15 protein-coding genes are annotated in these 19,561 nt (G+C 41.2%); 5 read left to right on the top strand and 10 right to left on the bottom strand.

The features are described from left to right. Positions 1 to 151: 151 nt before the first annotated feature. From katB to NE535_RS09970, 4 genes are all read right to left on the bottom strand, one after another. Positions 152 to 1,615: a catalase KatB gene (katB, locus tag NE535_RS09985; protein WP_261298493.1), complete on the bottom strand. Its 1,464-nt coding sequence runs from the start codon at positions 1,613 to 1,615 to the stop codon at positions 152 to 154. Positions 1,616 to 1,863: 248 nt separating this feature from the next. Next, entirely contained in the window at positions 1,864 to 2,112 is a 249-nt protein-coding gene (locus NE535_RS09980) for a YgjV family protein (RefSeq protein WP_261298492.1), read from the bottom strand. A gap of 56 nt (positions 2,113 to 2,168) precedes the next feature. After that, a complete protein-coding gene (locus tag NE535_RS09975) occupies positions 2,169 to 2,606 on the bottom strand; it encodes a PaaI family thioesterase (RefSeq protein WP_261298491.1) in 438 nt (145 codons plus the stop codon). A gap of 309 nt (positions 2,607 to 2,915) precedes the next feature. Further along, the gene (locus NE535_RS09970; RefSeq protein WP_261298490.1) at positions 2,916 to 5,426 is read right to left on the bottom strand and encodes a S8 family serine peptidase; all 2,511 of its coding nucleotides are present in this window, start codon (positions 5,424 to 5,426) and stop codon (positions 2,916 to 2,918) included. 406 nt (positions 5,427 to 5,832) lie between these two features. On the opposite strand from NE535_RS09970, the gene NE535_RS09965 reads away from it, so the two are divergent. Together NE535_RS09965 and NE535_RS09960 are read left to right on the top strand one after the other, a co-directional pair. Beyond that, entirely contained in the window at positions 5,833 to 6,273 is a 441-nt protein-coding gene (locus tag NE535_RS09965) for a curlin (protein WP_261298489.1), read from the top strand. 14 nt (positions 6,274 to 6,287) lie between these two features. Further along, the gene (locus NE535_RS09960; protein ID WP_261298488.1) at positions 6,288 to 7,775 is read left to right on the top strand and encodes a curlin; all 1,488 of its coding nucleotides are present in this window, start codon (positions 6,288 to 6,290) and stop codon (positions 7,773 to 7,775) included. 65 nt (positions 7,776 to 7,840) lie between these two features. Here NE535_RS09960 and NE535_RS09955 read toward each other — a convergent pair whose 3' ends face one another. Beyond that, positions 7,841 to 8,509, bottom strand: coding sequence for a helix-turn-helix transcriptional regulator (locus NE535_RS09955; RefSeq protein WP_261298487.1), 669 nt, complete (start codon positions 8,507 to 8,509; stop codon positions 7,841 to 7,843). Between the two features lie 305 nt (positions 8,510 to 8,814). Beyond that, positions 8,815 to 9,414 carry a DUF2238 domain-containing protein gene (locus NE535_RS09950; protein WP_261298486.1) on the bottom strand — a complete coding sequence of 200 codons (600 nt, stop codon included), beginning with the start codon at positions 9,412 to 9,414 and terminating at the stop codon, positions 8,815 to 8,817. Between the two features lie 269 nt (positions 9,415 to 9,683). Between NE535_RS09950 and serA the strand changes: the two genes are divergently transcribed. Beyond that, positions 9,684 to 10,913, top strand: a complete 1,230-nt coding sequence (serA, locus tag NE535_RS09945; RefSeq protein WP_261298485.1) for a phosphoglycerate dehydrogenase — start codon at positions 9,684 to 9,686, stop codon at positions 10,911 to 10,913. A 131-nt stretch (positions 10,914 to 11,044) separates the two neighbouring features. Beyond that, on the top strand, positions 11,045 to 11,998 hold the full coding sequence (gene ygfZ / locus NE535_RS09940) for a tRNA-modifying protein YgfZ (RefSeq protein WP_261298484.1): 954 nt from the start codon (positions 11,045 to 11,047) through the stop codon (positions 11,996 to 11,998). 471 nt (positions 11,999 to 12,469) lie between these two features. Here the strand turns inward: ygfZ and NE535_RS09935 are convergent, their stop codons facing one another. Both NE535_RS09935 and NE535_RS09930 read right to left on the bottom strand, forming a co-directional pair. After that, a complete protein-coding gene (locus NE535_RS09935; protein WP_425347453.1) occupies positions 12,470 to 12,919 on the bottom strand; it encodes a hypothetical protein in 450 nt (149 codons plus the stop codon). Positions 12,920 to 13,589: 670 nt separating this feature from the next. After that, on the bottom strand, positions 13,590 to 15,911 hold the full coding sequence (locus NE535_RS09930; RefSeq protein ID WP_261298482.1) for a S9 family peptidase: 2,322 nt from the start codon (positions 15,909 to 15,911) through the stop codon (positions 13,590 to 13,592). Between the two features lie 168 nt (positions 15,912 to 16,079). Between NE535_RS09930 and NE535_RS09925 the strand changes: the two genes are divergently transcribed. Further along, positions 16,080 to 17,072, top strand: coding sequence for a class 1 fructose-bisphosphatase (locus NE535_RS09925; protein WP_261298481.1), 993 nt, complete (start codon positions 16,080 to 16,082; stop codon positions 17,070 to 17,072). A 94-nt stretch (positions 17,073 to 17,166) separates the two neighbouring features. Here NE535_RS09925 and NE535_RS09920 read toward each other — a convergent pair whose 3' ends face one another. Both NE535_RS09920 and NE535_RS09915 read right to left on the bottom strand, forming a co-directional pair. After that, positions 17,167 to 18,408, bottom strand: a complete 1,242-nt coding sequence (locus tag NE535_RS09920; protein WP_261298480.1) for a dicarboxylate/amino acid:cation symporter — start codon at positions 18,406 to 18,408, stop codon at positions 17,167 to 17,169. Between the two features lie 254 nt (positions 18,409 to 18,662). Then, positions 18,663 to 19,559, bottom strand: a complete 897-nt coding sequence (locus tag NE535_RS09915; RefSeq protein ID WP_261298479.1) for a DUF7281 domain-containing protein — start codon at positions 19,557 to 19,559, stop codon at positions 18,663 to 18,665. Positions 19,560 to 19,561 lie beyond the last annotated feature (2 nt).

The following is a 19,561-nucleotide window of genomic DNA, read 5'->3' as shown; positions in this document are numbered from 1 at the left end:
CAATAACAAAATGTCATTTAACAATATCAAACAACAAGGGACTGATAATTAATCAGTCCCTTTGTTTATAAGCTCAATGACAGTGATTTTGTGAATATTTAACGGTCAACGATAATCATTGATTTCAAGCTAAAATTGATAGCTAGCCAAGTTATAGTCCTAATGCTTTAGCAATACGTTGGCCATAATCAACATCAGCCTGACTAAAATGAGCAAGCATTTTTTGTTGCACATCTAAGCTGGCCTGGCTTAAAGAGCCACTAATGGTCGCTACCAAACGTTGCTTTTCATCTTCTGAAAACATGCGGTATAAATTACCCGCTTGACTGAAATCATCTTGATTATAGCGGCTATAACGAGCAGCTTCGCCATCTAAACGCAGTGGCGGCTCAGCAAATTGAGCCGCTTCTTGTAATGAGTCCGCTGCAGTATTGGGACCATAATTCGCACTGGCATCGCCGCCCGTTTGGCTACCTTGGTAAGGACAATGAGTTCCCGCCATTGCACCTGCACGTTGGTGATGGTTTGCTTTAGCGGCATGTGGACAATTCACCGGCAGCTGATTGTAATTTGTGCCAATACGGTAACGCTGTGCATCAGCATAAGAAAATAACCGTGCTTGTAACATTTTATCCGGTGATGCTCCCACGCCAGGCACTAAGTTACTGGGTGCTAGTGCGACCTGCTCAACCTCTGCAAAATAGTTACTTGGCATACGATTAAGCTCAAGCTCACCAATTTCAATCAGTGGATAATCAGCATGTGGCCACACTTTGGTTAAATCAAACGGGTTGATGTGATAAGTATTTGCCTCAGCTTCAGGCATAATTTGCACGTTTACCGTCCATTTAGGAAAGTTTTTATCGGTAATAGCAATCACCATGTCACGTTGTGAAGAGTCTGGATCAATTCCTTTTAACTTATCAGCCTGTTCATTGGTTAAATTGACCACACCTTGCTGCGATTTAAAATGAAACTTCACCCAAAAACGTTCGCCTTTGGCATTCCAAAGTGAAAATGTGTGTGAACCATAACCGTGCATTTGACGGTAATTCGCAGGGATACCACGATCTGACATTAAAATCGTCACTTGATGCATCGCTTCTGGGTTTTGTGCCCAAAAATCCCACATGGCCTGTGGATCTTTTAAATTAGTTTGCGGATGACGCTTTTGGGTATGAATAAAATCTGGAAACTTTATCCCATCGCGTAAAAAAAACGTCGGGGTATTATTACCCACAATATCGTGATTACCACGAGTAGTATAAAAACGTAAGCCAAAACCGCGTGGATCTCGCTCTGCATCAGCCGATCCCATCTCCCCACCTACTGTAGAGAAACGGATAAATGTTTCTGTTTGCTTACCTACGCCATTAAAATGATCTGCAATCGTATATTCACTTAAATCTTTAGTCAGTGTAAAAGTACCATATACACCAGTACCTTTTGCATGTACAACACGCTCAGGAATGCGCTCACGATTAAAGTGGGCTAGCTTTTCGATAAGATGCCAATCCTGAAGTAACAAAGGGCCTCTTTCACCGGCAGAAAGCGAGTTTTGATCATCTGCAATGGGTGCGCCATTTTGGCTTGTTAAATAATGTGAATTGTTCATATTTTCTCTCCTAATTACTTTCAAGTAACCATTGTTCAATTAAGTCATAAACGGTTGCCATGTTGCTTACCTCGGCTGTCGTTATCGTATAAAGCGATAATAGAGCAACCAGCCAAACATAAAAAGCGATTAAAAACGATAATAGCAATCGTCTAAAGTAATCAGGATTTGATGATTTAAAGTAAAAATCGATTTGAAGTGTAATAAAAAGCCGAAGCATGCTTCGGCGTTTGGGTAAAATAATGAGGTTATTTTGAAGGCGGTTCCACGATTGGATCGCGATATAATTTCACTAAATAATAAGCATCAATTAACACAATGAAAAAATTGACTAATGCCACAGGAATAGCATCAATAGCTAGGCCATAAGCAACAAACAAAACTGCACCGACTAAATTCCACCAGCGAAGTTTTTTGATATTAGCCATCATTAAAGAAATGGCAACTACAACAGAGGCAAGATATCCCACCCATTCCCAAATTGTTGCGGTATCCATAGTTACTCCAAAAAAACGTTCATTGATTGAGTATAGCTTATTCCAATACGCAAAAATTAACGTTCAACAACCGCCGCAGTCATCCGTGAAATACAACACAAATCATTAGCACTGTTATGCACTAAAATTTCCCATACCGAGCTTCGCTTGCCAATATGAACGGGTCTAGCCGTTGCTGTTAAAGTGCCATTACGTGAAGCTTTTAAGTGATTAGCGTTTATCTCTTGGCCTACACAATAGAATTTAGTGAAATCGACAACAAAGTTAGCAGCATAACTCGCTACGGTTTCTGCTAATGCCACATTTGCGCCACCATGGACAATTCCTAATGGATTATGAACACTGGGATCCGCTGGCATAGTTGCTTTCATATAATCATCACCTATTTCGGTGATCTTAATGCCCAGCGTTCGCATAAGGGTGCCTTTACCGTTCATCCCTGCGTCTAAGCGCTCACAATCTTCCAGTGTGACTTCTCTAAACCAAATACTCATTGAATACATCCAGTTAACAATTATGCTTCCAGTGTACTGTGAGATGAAGTAAGAAGAAACTGCTAAAAATAGTGTAACGGGCATTATGACCAAAAAGGTTCTTTGCAACTCAATTTGACACTCATAATAATTTTAATAATAAGGTTGATTACATATATCTAGGACCCGAGCGATGATCACGGTGAAATCTATACTGGTTGATCAACATCATTAATTTGCAAAATGAACTTAGTAACATGCGTTAGATATAGAAAAGCAAAAAGGGAGCACTTAGCTCCCTTTGAAAAACACTGATATTAAATCAATGAATTAAAACTGCGCTACTAATGGATCTGAGCACAAAGTACTAGATGTTTGACAGATTTTATAAGTGACTGAACTTGCTGATACACTAAAGCGATCACGGTAGCGTCCATCATTATCTGTAGTGGCAATCATCTCACCATCACGATAAATATCCACACTTTCACCTAATGCACCATTCCAGGTTAGATCAACTAACGCACTGCCACGTCTTGACACCATAGTTCGAATCACGTCCGCTTCAATAACATGCTCAAACACTTCGACATCAGTACTAATGGCATTTTCATTACCTTCTGCATCCGTTACTGTTAAGCTAACTGAGTAAACACCTGCTGCAGAATAAGTATAAGTTGGACTGACATCCGCAGAAGTTGAGCCATCACCAAAGTCCCAAGCGTAAGTGGTAATATCATCATTAGCATCTGAACTTGTATCTGTGAATGTAACATTCAAGCCATCAACAACATAATCAAAACCAGCTATAGGTGCCGCAGGAGCTGCATCGCCTAGTCCTGATATTGTTAATCCCCAGTTGTTTAATGTCCCGACATCAGCCCCAACATTGTCAGACACGGATAATGTCCAATCACCCATGGCCATTTCACCATTGAAAGCACTTAAATCCCAAGATTTAACAATATCATCTGCACTGCCACCTTCACGGTTATGTAAAACTGATTCAGTACCCGTTGGTGAAGTTAAAGTGACCACTAAATCACCGATCCAAGTATGAGAAATGTCAACACTTGCTGTTAAACCAAATACAGCGATATCATCTGGTACATTAATCGTGCTCGAAATACCAGCAGAATCATTATCCGGAATCGCGACCGCATTGTCATTTCTATATGGGAAGTCAGTTAACCCTTGTGGATAAACGGCTAAAGCTACAGATTTAGTTTTAACAGAGGCACCATCATCACCTGTGACAGTGATAACATAATCACCCCATGCTGCATTTGAGTCAGTGCTAACATCAACACTAAAATCATCACCTGCACCAACACTATTACTTGATAAACTCACACCATTTAAGCTAGGAGTAACATCAACAGTTAATGCTACTGTTGCATCCCATCCTGCAATGCTGCCTAGGTTAAAGTCATAGCTAACGGCACTGCCTGCTTCAACTTGTTGTGAAGCTGGGGAAACGGTGAAACGAAATCCTGGAGCTGGGTTAGCAGCATCTAGTGCAGAAGCTACATTTAATCGAGTTCCAGCAACGGTAAGCCCAGTTAAAGCGGCATTAGCATCACCCGACACCATAAGTAACTCTTTCATTTCGATTGGAGTAAGATCTGGATTAAGCGACCACACTAATGCTGCAGCACCTGTTACATGCGGCGTAGCCATAGATGTGCCAGAATAGGTATCATAACCACCTCCTGGAACGGTAGATAAAATAGCCGACCCTGGAGCCCCCATATCGACACTGGTTGGCCCCCACTGAGAGAAACTTGACATATTGTCATTACGATCGGTACTGGCAATGGCCATAACGGCATCTGAATCATAACTTGCTGGGTAACTTGGAGTGACGTCGTTATCATATGCGTCGTTACCTGCGGCAGCGACAAATAAAATACCTGCATCTCCAGCACTCTCGATAGCATCTTTTAATGCCTGACTGAAACCGCCACCGCCCCAAGAGTTATTAGTCGCTTTAACATCAATACCATGATTTAGTTTTAGGTTAGTCATGTAGTCAATACATGCAATTGCACCAGCGGTTGAACCTGAGCCATTTTCATCCAAGAACTGACAACCAATAATACTGACATCCCAATTGACACCAACTACACCGACCCCATTATTCCCTTTAGCCCCAATAGTGCCTGACACATGTGTTCCATGGCCATTACCGTCCATTGGGTCACCATTATTCGCATTTGCGTTATAACCGTGAATATCATCGATAACTCCATTACCATCATCATCAATGCCGTTTCCTGCTATTTCGCCTGGGTTGACCCACATATTGGCTTGCAAGTCTGGATGGTTATAATCCACACCAGTATCAATCACACCGACTACAACATTACTGTCACCTGTAGAAATATCCCATGCCGCCACAGCATCAATATCGGCTCCCGATACACCACCGCTTTGACCTGTGTTATGTAACCCCCAAAGGTCAACAAAACTTGGGTCATCCGGCACCCCTATTGCCCGAACAATATAGTTAGGCTCGGCATATTTAACCGCAGGGTGCTTGCTGATCATTTTGATCGCTTTTTGAATGTCAGCACCATTTTTTAAACTTAACCGAGCTAATTTTCCGTTGAGTAAATGACTGAATTTATCATCTACACCATCAGCGTTAACATCTTTAATCGTTGCACCAACCAACTTTTGTGCTGTTGAACGCTCAAATTTTGTTGCGTTGTCTTTATAGACCACCAAGATCGTATCTTGCTGGTAAGTTACTGCTTGCTTAGCCATCACTGGCACTGCAGATGTCATTGCCATTGCTGATGCGATAGCTAAAGCAACGGGTGTTATTTTAATCGACATATACTGGTTTCCTATCGTCCTTATTGATTCCAGAACCGGTAAAGCTAAATACGTTACAAATGTCTCTATAGACTCAGGGTACGCGATTTATCCGGCAATATTTTTGCACCAAGATTGTTGCCACATACAAGGTTATTTGGAAAGTATGAGTTAGATAAATACGACTTAACTACTAACCGAATTGACCTAGCCCATAAGAGCTACCCACCAAAAAAATAAACAACAAGCTGTTGTAAATAATAGATAAAATTTAAAAAACCATCTTTAAAAGTCTAAATTATGCTTAAAAATAAATACCCATTCGTTTAATTGATATGCGTGTGCAGAGCCCGTAAGTTGGTCGAGTAATTTGACTCGTTCTAGTGAGTCATCGCCGCTACGTTTCACGTAATGCAAAGGAGTGTTCATGCTGATTTCGATGAAACAAACGTTATCCATCACTCTCCTGCTGTCCAGCTTTGCAGTGTCGGCCTATGCACAGGAAGGTAAAAATGATCCACTTGTTGATGCTGATTTACCTATCACATTGCAAGCCTTGTTAGAGAATAATAATCGTGGAGACATGATTAATATCATCCAACTCGGCATGTTAAACCAAGCAAGCATTTTGCAAGATGGAGAGCTAAATCACGCCTCTGTATTGCAGCTTGGGGACAACAATCAGGCACACATTGCGCAATATGGCGTGAATAATGAAATAGAGCTGTTACAAGCAGGCGAGCAAAATAATGCGTCGATAATCCAAACAGGAAATGATAATCAAGCGCAATTAAGTCAACTAGGAAGTGCAAGTTTTTCAATTGAACAGATTGCAGATGGTGCTGCAATCACAATAACGCAATATTAAACAGGGAGCGTCACATGAAATCGCAAGCAACTAAAACGTTATTAGCATTAGCCATTGCAGCAGGCTTATCTTCAACAGCTTTTGCGAGTGAAGAAAGCAATATATCAATTATGCAAGAAGGTGTTGGCCAAGATGTAAAATCAGAACAAACGGGGATTTTAAATCAATCAATCGCCAACCAAACTGGTAATGATCAAACCGCGACCATTTCTCAAAATGGTGTATGGCTAGAATCTTACGTGACATCAACTGGTGATGAAAATGACGTCGAAGTGACTCAAACTGCTGACTGGCATATTTCTAATGTTGCTTTAGAAGGAAATGAGAACTCGACTATCGTGACTCAAGATGGTTTCTTCAACCAAAGTGATGTAGAGGTTGTTGGCAATGTCAATATGGTTGATGTTGAGCAAAGCGGTGGTCTTAACGAAAGCAATATTGAACTGATTGGCGACGCAAACACTGCCACCGTTTCACAAGTGGGTGACGATAACTTTGCTGTTTTCCGAGTTCAAGGAAATGATAATGATGGTGACATCACTCAATTAGGTAATGGAAACCAAGCCGGTTTAATCGCCCTGGATTTTACGCCTAATATTGGTAACAACAACGATGTTACGACATACCAAGAAGGCAGCAGTAATATTGCAGGTGTTCGCGGTATAGCTGGTGACAACAATACCGTCGACATTGAACAAATTGGAAATTTGAACACAGGCTTTATTTACGCACTTGAAGGTTCAGATAATGATATTAGTATTGAACAAGAAGGTGATGGAAACGTTGCTGTTTTAGAGTTTACTACTGGTGATGACAATGATGTTGAAATTGACCAAGAAGGCCAATCGAATTCAGTTGGTGACACTTTGATTGCTGTCGTTGAAGGTAATGATAACAATATCGATATAGAGCAAGAAGGTGATGTTAACAAGGCTGAATTTGAAGTCATGGGCGATGATAATGATGTCGATCTTGACCAAGAAGGCAATGCTAACTATGCCGGATTTGTGACTTACGGTAATGACAACGATTTTAATTTACTATCAGATGGTAACGATAATACAATTTTTGCACTCTCACTTGGCGATGATAATGATATCGAAATTGACCAAGAAGGCGATATGAACTTTGCATTAGTTGAAACCATAGGAAGCGATAATGAAGTTGATGTTGAACAAGATGGTAATAGCAATGAAGCATTAGTTTCGGTGATAGGTGAATCAAATACTCAAATAGATGTGACCCAGTCTGGTGACTTAAACTTGGTTGATTTACTTGTTGCTGGTAACGAAAATCTCGTTGATATCATGCAATCAGGTGATGGTAACTGGGTTGGCGGTGAAATGGATGGTGCATTTGCCATTACAGGTGACAATAATAGCTTTATCGTATCTCAAACGGGCAACGATAACATCGTAACTGGTTCACAATCAGGTGCAGACAATACAATTAGTGTGACGCAAGTCGGTGACTTCAATAGTGCGACTGTTATTCAAAACTAAATAACACTCACGATATAAACCAAAAGGGAGCTATTGCTCCCTTTTTTAACCTGTTTAATTCGTGATTAATTGACTAACTCAAAATGAGTTTGATACGTCTGCGCCCAACGTAATAATTCGACCCTATTTCGAGATTGGGTTTTACGGAAAATAGACGAAATATGCGCTTTAACCGTGTGTTCACTGATACATAAACGATGGGCAATTTCTTTGTTACGCGCACCACTGGAAACCAATTGAATAATAGTTCTTTCTCTATTGGTAAGCATTTGTAGCATTGCGACAGTGTCTTCAGGAATTTCGTTGTTATTATCGAGCTTTTGCACCAATCGTCTAAACATCTTGCTGATTAAAGGTCTGTCGTACCAAAGTTCATCTGATACCATCTTACGTAAACCCGTTAACATTAAATCCATTCGTTGATCGGCATACAATAATCCACGCACACCTAAAAGCAAAGCCGACTCTTGGTCTAATGAGCCCCGCTCCACTTGATACAAAGCGACAGGAACATGGTTAACAATACGAGAGACAAGCAAAGGAATGCCTTTATTATCTAGCGCGGCTCCTTTTTGAGCGACCAGATAAAAGCTATTGGATTTTTTTTCTAATTCTAATTCACCAGCATGCTTAACAATGCGGGTCTTCAATCCAATAGACTCAGCAAGAATTGCTAGGTGGCATGGGGCTGATAATTGATGTAAAAACACCAACTCATACGTAGTTGAGCTCATTACTCTTCTCCCTGAAAAGTTTTATTCCGTTCAAGCACACTATTTATCACACGTTGGTTTCAACTTCATGAATATTTAATAGGCTAAAGTATTAGCACTCAAACATTGTCCTGAATTTATTTTATACCCAAAGAATGTAACGACACCAGATACAATTGCCTAAAATTAAGGCAAAAGGTGTAAACGTTGTAAATTAAGCAACAAGCATAGTAGAAATTAACTAGAGAGTAGGTGTTTTTGATCAGTAAAAAGTATGAATAAGCATTTTGACTGACGAAAATTCATTTTTACCGCCTTCATACGATTTACTTTATGCGACTCATTTGGCGATTATGCAGACGAGTTAACAACAGTAATCCACAAATGCCGCCAATTAATGCTAAAAACATATCTGATTGAGTATCCCATACATAACCTTGCGTGCCTAAAAAGGCTTCTGCATCTTCACCGGTTGCGGCTGCAACCCACCACTCTATAAGCTCATAAAAAGCAGAGAATGCAAGCACAAAACACACAGACAAAAACTGACACCATGCGCCTACCTTTAACACACCATTACGTAACATGATTTCTCTTGCAAGGATTACTGGCACAAATCCCTGGGCAAAATGACCGACTTTATCATAGTTATTACGCTCGCTGCCCATCACTTGTGCAAGCCAATCAAATAAAGGGACTTCTGCATAAGTGTACCTCGCTCCAACAAACAACACGATACAGTGAGCAAGGATCAACCAGTAAGCCAGTGAGGTAAATTGAAATCGATTACGCGTTGCCAACAAAAGTACCACAGCAAGAAGTGCGGGGATCGCCTCTAACCACCAAGTGAACATATCTTTAGGATCACTAACCGACCAAAGCAATACCGCAGCATAAATGACTATCCATATAATTTTATTATGCAATGTAAATTCCTCTTATTCGATATTGTTCTAAAAATAGAATATTAACTTTAGCCATCTAGCCCTCCACAATGAGCAAAAAAAGTGCTACTTTGGCTATGCGTTGGAAGTCGCATATTTTCCCAAAGTAGAACAGACCTCACCTACTGCAACAAAAGTAGGTAATTTGACGTCGCTTGGGAGCTGATATCAATAGTAAACTAACTGATATCATAAGCATAAGTACTTTAGGTACTAAAATCAGCAATTACACATTAGAGGGTACCCATATCATGGCGAAACATTCGCTTGACAAGGATAAGATAAAAATCCTGCTGTTGGAGGGCGTCCACCAAAGTGCGGTAGATGTACTAGAAAGAGCAGGCTATACCAACATTGAGTATCACAAAGCCTCATTAGATGAGAGCCAATTGCTTGAATCTATCAAAGATGCACATTTTGTAGGGTTACGCTCTCGTACTCAATTAACTGCTGAAGTGCTTAACCAAGCTGAAAAACTGGTTGCTATTGGCTGTTTTTGTATTGGCACAAATCAAGTGGATTTAGCCGCTGCCGAAAAACTCGGTGTACCCGTTTTTAACGCGCCGTTTTCTAACACTCGCAGCGTCGCTGAATTAGTGATTGGTGAAATCATCATGCTAATGCGCGGCATTCCGCAGCGTAATGCTCAATGTCACCGTGGTGGCTGGCTAAAAAGTGCCAATGGCAGTGTCGAAGTGCGCGGTAAAACACTGGGTGTGATAGGTTATGGTCACATAGGTACTCAGTTAGGTATCTTAGCTGAAACACTTGGTATGCGAGTGATTTTCTTCGATATTGAAGATAAATTACCGCTTGGTAATGCTTCTCAAGTACACAGTTTAGAAGCGCTTTTAGCCACGGCAGATGTGGTCAGCTTACACGTACCTGAAACACCACAAACTAAAGATATGTTTGGTGCTAAAGAGTTTAGCCAAATGCGTCAAGGCAGTTTCTTCATCAATGCGTCACGCGGCACAGTGGTAGACATTGAAGCCCTTGCTGAAGCGGTTAAGTCTGAGCACATTGCTGGTGCCGCTATTGATGTATTCCCGGTTGAGCCTATATCAAATGATGATGAGTTTGTTAGTCCATTACGTGGTTTAGACAATGTGTTACTGACACCTCATATTGGTGGCAGTACAGCAGAAGCTCAGGAAAACATTGGTATTGAAGTGGCAGGTAAACTGGCTAAATACTCAGATAATGGTTCAACGGTATCTGCCGTTAACTTCCCTGAAGTATCTCTAGCACAACATGCTGGCGCCTCACGCTTATTGCACATTCACCACAACCGTCCTGGTGTGTTGATCAAAATTAACCAAGCTTTTTCAGCAAAAGGGATCAACATTGCCGCTCAATACCTGCAAACGACTGCAGAGATTGGTTATGTGGTAATGGAAGTCGATTCAGACCAAGCTGAAGAAGCATTAGTCGAACTGAAGCAAATTGACGGGACTATTCGTACCCGCGTATTGTTTTAAAATCGAAACCTTAGCTCATAATGTTCATAAAACGGCTACTCAGGTAGCCGTTTTTTATGTCTATCCCCTTTTGAGTGATCAGAGTTTGGGCTACACTGCTGGCATTATGTTGCTGTTTCACAGGAAATCGTATGAGCCTTTCAATAATTAAACCCGATTGGGCCCTCACCCAAGAAACTCCCTCACTGATGCTAGCTAACCTAAATCACTTAGGATTAATTGAAGTGACCGGAGAGCAAGCTCGTAGTTTCATTAATGGTCAAGTTACCACAGAAATTGTCTCACTAAATGCTGATCAATGGCGCTGGGGTGCCCATTGTGATCCTAAGGGTAAAATGATTGCTAGTTTCCGTACATTTAGCATCAATGATGCCCTTTATATGATGATGCCAACTGACACGTTAGCGGTTGGATTACCCCAGTTAAAGAAATATGCCGTTTTCAGCAAAGCTGAATTAGCTGATGTATCAGCTAATTGGCAACTCATCGGTATTGCAGGTAATGAAGCCTGCACGTTTGTTGAGCAGCATTTTGGCAACATTGAAGCAGAGCTCACACAAGTTGATGGCGGCGTGGTACTAAAAGATAACAATCGCTATATCGTGATGTTGTCGGCAGATAAAGCGCAGGCACTTTGCCAAGATCAACCAGTGTTTGATGCAACAGCTTGGCAAGCTCAAGAAATTAAAGCCGGTTACCCTAATATACCAGCAGCACACTCCAGTCAATATGTGCCGCAAATGTGTAATGTTCAAGCCATTAATGGCATTAGCTTTACCAAAGGTTGCTACATGGGGCAAGAAACTATCGCCCGTATGAAGTATCGCGGTGGTAACAAGCGCGCCTTGTATATTTTGGCTGGCAACACCAATCAAACGTTGACGATTGACTCGGCCATTGAGATTGCGCTTGAAGATGGCTTTCGTAAGGTGGGTAATATTATTGAGTGTGTCCAACAAGGTGATCAAGTGCTGCTAACCGCTGTGTTAGCCAATGACACTGAAGCGGATGCGACTTTGCGTATTGCTGGTGATGAACAATCTAGTTTATCAGTGCAGGCACTGCCTTATTCGTTAGAAAATTAGGCTGAATGGTTTAATACAATTCTCAGAACTATGGCGTTGAGCGTGAATTAGCGACTTGATTAGATAAAGTGTAATTGACACTTTTGCTGATATAAGTCGCTTTTAAAATCAGAAAAAGCCAACTATATTTTAGGTTAATTTACCTTACCTAGAGCCATTAACACCGCATTTACACTAATTAGCGTTAAATGGGCTTAACGATACATTCTGGAAGGTTCTGTGCGTGAATGTTATAAATTAGACTTAATCTCTGTTTTTGAGTCTGAATATAGCCAACGAACAAACTGGCTAAATGGATAGAAAAATAAACAAAACACCCCTGCACTTGTTAATATTTGTACAATATCAAATGAATCAATAAAGTACACATAAGGCAGTTCTATACCACTCATTATTTAAGCAGATAACCCACTAGCAAACAAAGTGGACACATCACTAGCAAAATTAGAGCCCTCTTCGTTCGATTTTGATTTAGACATTTGCATTGGCCTTTAACCTTGACCAATTTTGAATAGTGCCCACAAAATAGAACACACCGATACCTAAACAAATACTTGAACTGACAACCCAAAATGTCAGAGTATTTTCGGGAAACATCGGCATTATCACAACAAATGCAACACCGCGAATTAAATAAACAAAAGAGATAATCAGTAATCCAAACCTTAAAAAAGGCAACTTAGGAATCACTTTAGCACCAGACAAACCATATAAAGACCAGATAGTTAAGACTAACACAATAAAAGATGTCACCGCAGTTGGATACCAATCCCCCTTTTCAGCCATCTTAGCCATTTGCTCACCAGCACCCAAAAAACGATACCAACTACCACCAAAAACGATACAACCTAAATGAGCTAAAGCAGCGAGTGCGCTGGACACTGCTCCCAAGATTAAAAATGTATTCTTCCCTGAAGTCACCACCCCCCCCTAAATATCTACCAGATAAAATTAACCAAAATAGTCGAAATTATCATATCGGGTAAATAAATGAAGCTCAATAATTCATTATTATCCATTTGCTGCCACAGAGATATTCAGGAGATATGGAATGTCGCGAATTTGAAAGAGTAACCTTATGCCGAAGCTCCAGTAGGGTGGCACATGCACTTTTTTGTGTTTTAACTAAAACAAAAAATCCTTGTGATACTATTAGTTCAGCATCTATTTCTCTCACTCAAATCATTTCACACAGTGAAACTTCAGCATGTTTTGAATATACGCGGGCTCATCTGCACCTGAAATTTCGTCTCTTCGATTTGCTTTCAAGTATTGCTATGAATCACAGCCAAAAATCTAAAGGCTTTATTACCAATGAAGCCAAATCGAAGAGATAAATCATAGGGTACATATGCATCTGAGACCTTCGAAAATAGGGATGTTTTCGCAGAGCCCCCATGGATTGTCTTGGATGCATATGTACTTAAGATCGCTCTTTCACATCCATGTGATCGCGACAATTCATCCATCCTGAACATTCCTACTGCCGGCAATGAGTTAAATTAATATCAAATTAGCCAATGATTTAAAACAAAAAAGCGAACGGGGCTAAACCACATTCGCTTTCAATAAGCATCAAATCAACGACTCATTACTTCAATTGACTATCCAAAAAAGCCGCTAGCGATTTGTACAAATGATTACGTACTTTTTCACCTCGCATAGAATGCTTTGACCCTGGGTAATCGATCATTTGAAACAACTTACCTTCATCCTGAAGTGCTTTATACACACGAGTGCTGTTTTCAAACAACACATTGTCATCCGCCATACCGTGGTACATCAACAAACCCGATTGGTAGTTTTTGACATAAGGTAAAACGCTGCCAGCATCATAACCTTGCTTATTGGTTTCAGGATTGCCCATGTAACGCTCGGTATAATGGCTATCATATAAACGCCAATCGGTAACAGGTGCGCCCGATATTGCGGCTTTAAAGTAGTCCGGGGCTTTAAATTGGCTCATCAATGCCATGTAACCACCATAACTGTGGCCATAAATCGCCACATTATCACCATCAATAAAGGGCAAACTTCGCAGATAATCTACTCCAGCCTTTTGATCGCGCACTTCTGCATCACCCATGTTTTTATAAATCACATGTTCAAACTGCGTGCCGCGATGAGCACTGCCGCGATTATCCAATTGAAATACAGCATAACCTTGCTGCAATAAATACTGAGTAAAATAGTCAGCCTCGCTCCAAGCATTCACCACCAATTGAGCATGGGGGCCACCATATACTCGCACTACTACAGGATATTTTTTATTGCTATCAAAGGGTGTAGGCTTAAAGAAACGGTATTGCAGTGTTTGGCCATCATCCGCTTTAATATGACCAAACTCAGGCATTTGCCACTTACCAGCAAAATCATGTAGTGGGTGTGAGCGTTTAACTTCATTTTGGTCAACCCAAGCAAGATTTTTACCGTTTTGATCATGCAAACTGATTTGCGGTGGCTGTTGTAAACTACTGAAGTAATCTAAGTAAACAGGTTTGTTTTCCGCGAACACACTGTCATGCATACCTGAGCGTTGGCTAATACGTTCAATGCTGTCGCTACCCGATGCTAAATTAACTCGATATAAATGACGCTCAACCACGCTGTCTTTTCGGCCAGAAAAATATAACCAACCTTGTTGTTCATCAATGTATTCAACACTGTCGACCACCCAATCGCCTTGTGTCAACTGGCGCACTAATTTACCCGTTAAATCAAACAAGTAAAGGTGATTAAAACCATCACGTTCTGATGCCCAAACCAAAGCGGGCTGCAGCTTCAAAAAGTGCAAATCATTATGTAAGTTAACCCAAGCCTTGCTTCGTTCTGTTACCAGGGTGTCAATTTTAGTAAGCTTATTAATATCCACTACGCGTAAATCTAACGCTTGCTGGTCGCGGCTTTGCCATTGAAACGACAAATGCTGGCTGTCTGGTAACCATTTAACGCGCGGTAAATAGATATCTTTATCTTTTCCTAAATCAATCCAGCGCGTTTGTTTATCTGCGACATTGACTACGCCAAGTTCAATCACTACGTTAGGCTTACCTGCATAAGGATAGCGTTGCTCGGTAAGCTTAATGCCATCGGCATAGATTTCATTGCGAGTCACCAGCTCAACACCCGACTCATCAATACGGGTAAAGGCAATATGTGACTCATCTGGTGACCACCAGTAACCCGTCATGCGATCCATTTCTTCTTGAGCCACAAACTCTGCCATGGCATTTTTGATCGGTCCTTTGCCATCTAGGGTTAACGCGGTGAGTTGTTTGGTGGCTAACTGTAAGATAAACAGGTTTTGATCGCGCACAAACGACACATAATTCGCTTTTGGCGATAAGCGAGCATCAGTGACAAACCCTTCACCCGTATCCAGTAAATTGACAGCGGCGGTGTTAACATCGAATAAATACAACTGACCCGAAGCAGGAATTAAAATGGATTGACTATCATCAGCCCAAAAGTATTCCATAATGCCCTGACCATAAATACGCTGACGTTCGCGGCGGGCTTTTTCTTCATCCGACAGCTCACCTGCCACTAATTTATCGGCATCGATTAAGCGACTGCGTTTTCCGCTAGCAATGTCCATTTGCCATAAGTCATAAAAACTTTGATCGCTGTCTCTGCCTGCAAGATAAGTTACCCTTTTACCATCTGGCGATAAACTTAACCCTCTTGGGCTTGCGCCTGCCAATGCAGGTGAAGCATGAATACGTTCAATGGTTAATGGCTGATTTCCTCCCGCTAATCCCTTAAGAGGTAAAGTGGTATTAAAGGGAGAATTATTGGTAGTTGATGCTGAATTTACTGAGGTCATTTGTGTGGCCATAAGTGCAGGGGGAGTGAACAACAAAGGCAGCGCATAAAAAGCGGCATAAGCGTGTTGCTTCCAAGTAGGGGTCATTATTATTTTCCTGAATTTATTTATCCTGACATTTTGCCTGAATTAATCTTAAAACGAAAATGCCGCATCAGGCGCTGAAATTAGCGCCATTGTAGGGTATGATCAGCCGCAATTATATTATTCTAAAAATCAACGACCTTAACCTCAAAACTTGTCATAGGAATAACCATGCAGACTTTGGCACAAACCCTTACATCACAAGCAGTAAATAGCTCGCTTACGGCATTACTATTAACCTTGGCTAATACCTCTAAAGCAATTAGTGGTGCGGTACGTCATGGCGCACTAGCTGGCGTATTAGGTGCAACCGAGCAAGAAAACGTACAAGGTGAAACTCAAAAGAAACTGGATGTCATCACCAACGATATGCTTAAAGATGCTTTAAAAGCAGACGGTAACGTTCGCGGTTTAGCATCTGAAGAAGAAGACTATGTCGTAGAAGTGAGTAAACAAGGTGAATACTTGGTGTGTTTTGACCCGCTAGATGGCTCATCAAACATTGATATCAATTCACTTGTGGGGACGATTTTTTCAGTATTACCAGCAACAGATGGTGAATTGAACGAACAAAGTTTTTTACAAGCAGGCCGCCAACAAGTTGCTGCGGGTTATGTGTTATATGGCCCATCAACCATGATGGCATTAACCACAGGTAAAGGAACACAGTTTTATACTTTAGATCCTGACAGTGGCGAGTTTTTATTGACCAATGACAAAGTAGCCATTACGCCTGATACCGCAGAGTTTGCCATTAACATGTCAAATCAGCGTTTTTGGGAAGCCGCAATGCAAACTTACATTGCTGATTTACTGCTGGGTAAAATTGGCCCACGCGAGCAATCATTCAATATGCGTTGGATAGCCGCTATGGTGGGTGACGTGCATCGTGTTTTATGCCGCGGTGGTATTTTCACTTACCCTACTGACAACAAAAATCCCGCAAAACCGTTCAAGTTACGCTTGATGTATGAAGCCAATCCTATGGCATTTTTAGTCGAGCAAGCTGGCGGCAAAGCTTCTACCGGTTATGAAACCATTATGGATATTCAACCAACTGAAATTCACCAACGGGTTGCCGTCATTTTAGGCAGCCGTAATGAAGTGGATATGTGCTTAAGTTACCATGGACTGGATTACAGTGAAGAGCCAACTATCGATTAATTGTATCGATGTAGTCTGCTTTAATTAACAAAAAACCGCTATTTATTAGCGGTTTTTTATTCAAAAATAAAAGCCAATTAATAAAATCATGCCATTAGGCGCTTTTGTCAATTCGATGTGGCGCTTCGGTTTGATCAACAATGGTTAATACCGCGGTGTCGCCCACCACATTACAAGAAGTCAGTACCATATCGATGATGCGGTCTAGTGCCGCCACAATGGCAAACGCTTCAACGGGTAAACCCATTTGATGAATTAACACACCAATCATCACCATACCACCACCAGGCACACCTCCTGCGCCAACAGACAATAAAAACACACTGAACAATAATGCAGGAATTTGATCGCCGCTGATCGGTACACCAAATGCGTTAGCCACGAAGAAAATAGCGATGGTAATGTAAATTGACACCCCACCCATGTTCATGGTTGCCCCTAACGGTACACCAAAACCCGCTACGGCTTTGCTCACGCCAAGCTTATCAGTCAAGGTACGCATGGTGACTGGGATGGTAGCATTTGATGATGCTGTAGACAGTGAAAATAGAATTTGCTCTTGGGTTTTTTCACGGAAAGTTTTAGCCGATACTTGGGTAAATAAACTGACTGAATAAGGGTAAACCACAAAAATCCAAAGTAGTAGCAACCCTAAAATCAGAACCAAATACTCGACAACACTGACAAAAGTTTCCGGTGCTAACGTGGCAGCTAGCTTAAACATCAGCGCAAAAACACCAATAGGAGCAAGGCTCATGACCACTGAAATTAACCGCATCATAATTTTATTGGCAGTTTGAAATCCCTTCACCGCACCATCGACCACAGATCCCATAGACTTCATCACGCCGCCCAATAGCAAAGCCATAAAAATCACCTGAAGCATGTTGCCAGAGGTGAAGGCGGAGAATGGATTATTAGGCACAATGCTAACTATGAGGCTAACCAGATTGGGTAATTCGGTGGCCGTTATCACCGCAGTATCACTGCTAGTCATATCCACCCCTTTGCCAGGTTCGATAAGCATAGCAACGGCAAAGGCAGCTAAGATAGCCACAACAGTATTGATAATGTAAAAACCGAAGGTTTTGCCCCCTAAACGGCCAAAACTTTTTAAATCCTGCAGCTCACACACACCGCATACAATACTCACGAACACCAAAGGTACCACTAGCATCATGATCATATTGACGAACATAGTGCCAATGCCGCTAGCAATATTAACCAATGTGTCAGAGAAAAATGTCACATCGGCTAAGGCAAATTGTACAATGCTGCCTAAAATAACCCCCAAAAAAAGTCCCGCAAAAATACGAGCTGATAACGACTTCATCATTTGCTTGTTTATCCTGTTATTGCCTTTTATTCACTCAGGCTTGTTGTTTTAGTGCCAAGATACTGAGCCATCAAAAGTCAGATTTCAATGCATCATCGAATAAAACATCCCATTTAGCCACGAAAAATACTGAAATAGTAATTAAACCATTGATTTTTAATCGCTAAAAAATATAACAAGATAATATGACTGTGTTAATCAAGACCCTACAGCATAATCATTTACTTAGGTTCAATTAAACGTCACAACGACAGCTAAAAAGACGAATGAAGAGGCATTAATGTTAGTGGAAGTTTATGAGCTAACATATGTTGCTGTTTGATGCTGATACGATATTGTTGCAAGCAGTTTGCTAAATTATGCCATTGATGTAACTCGGCTTTGTTGAGATAGCGTTGCTGGCGCCATTGCTTGTCAAAGTCGTCTGCATCATTGAACTTCAGTAACGATCGAATAGAATCATAAGCCAATACTGGCGCAATGAGATAACCACAGCCTTGCAATAAATGGGCAATTTGAATGCCTGCGGGGTCTAAGTCGGTAAACGCGCCAACTTTAATCCTAGTTTGCAGTACTTCATGCCGTGCAATTTCAGCCAATAAACGTTTACAGCCTGCTGGTGAATGCGCCCCGCTACCTCGATACACCACCATAGCCTGCTCAAACACGCTGGCGAGGCTCTCATCCAATGAAAACTGAGTGATGTCATCAAAGCTGTCTAGATTTTCTACCACAATAAGATGCTGTAACTGAGCATCTGCGCAAATAGTGACAGCCTGCTCCACCGTCATTCTTAGGCTATATTGCTCGGATAAGGGGAGGTAACAATCTTGAGGGAGGTGCACTAAAACATAATTAGCATCAGGACGGATATTAGCGTACTTCTCTTTTTTACCCTGAGTAGCCAATGTATTTCTTGGTTGATTAAAATTGACATTCTGCACATCAAAGCCAGTATCAAGCTGTGCCATTTCACGCAGTAAATCGTGGTCTTTACCACTGAAATACAGGTATTTATTTGCACCATCAGGCTCACCGATGGCGAATAGATCAAATATGTTCTGCCAATTTAGGGTGAACTTAGTCCGTGGCGATCGGTTAATCACCACGGTTTGTATTGCATTAAACTGTGTCTTGCTCAGCTTAGCCATAA

It is taken from the genome of Shewanella holmiensis (assembly GCF_025370255.1).
Lineage (GTDB): Bacteria > Pseudomonadota > Gammaproteobacteria > Enterobacterales > Shewanellaceae > Shewanella > Shewanella holmiensis.
This window is presented reverse-complemented; position numbering and strand designations above follow the sequence as displayed.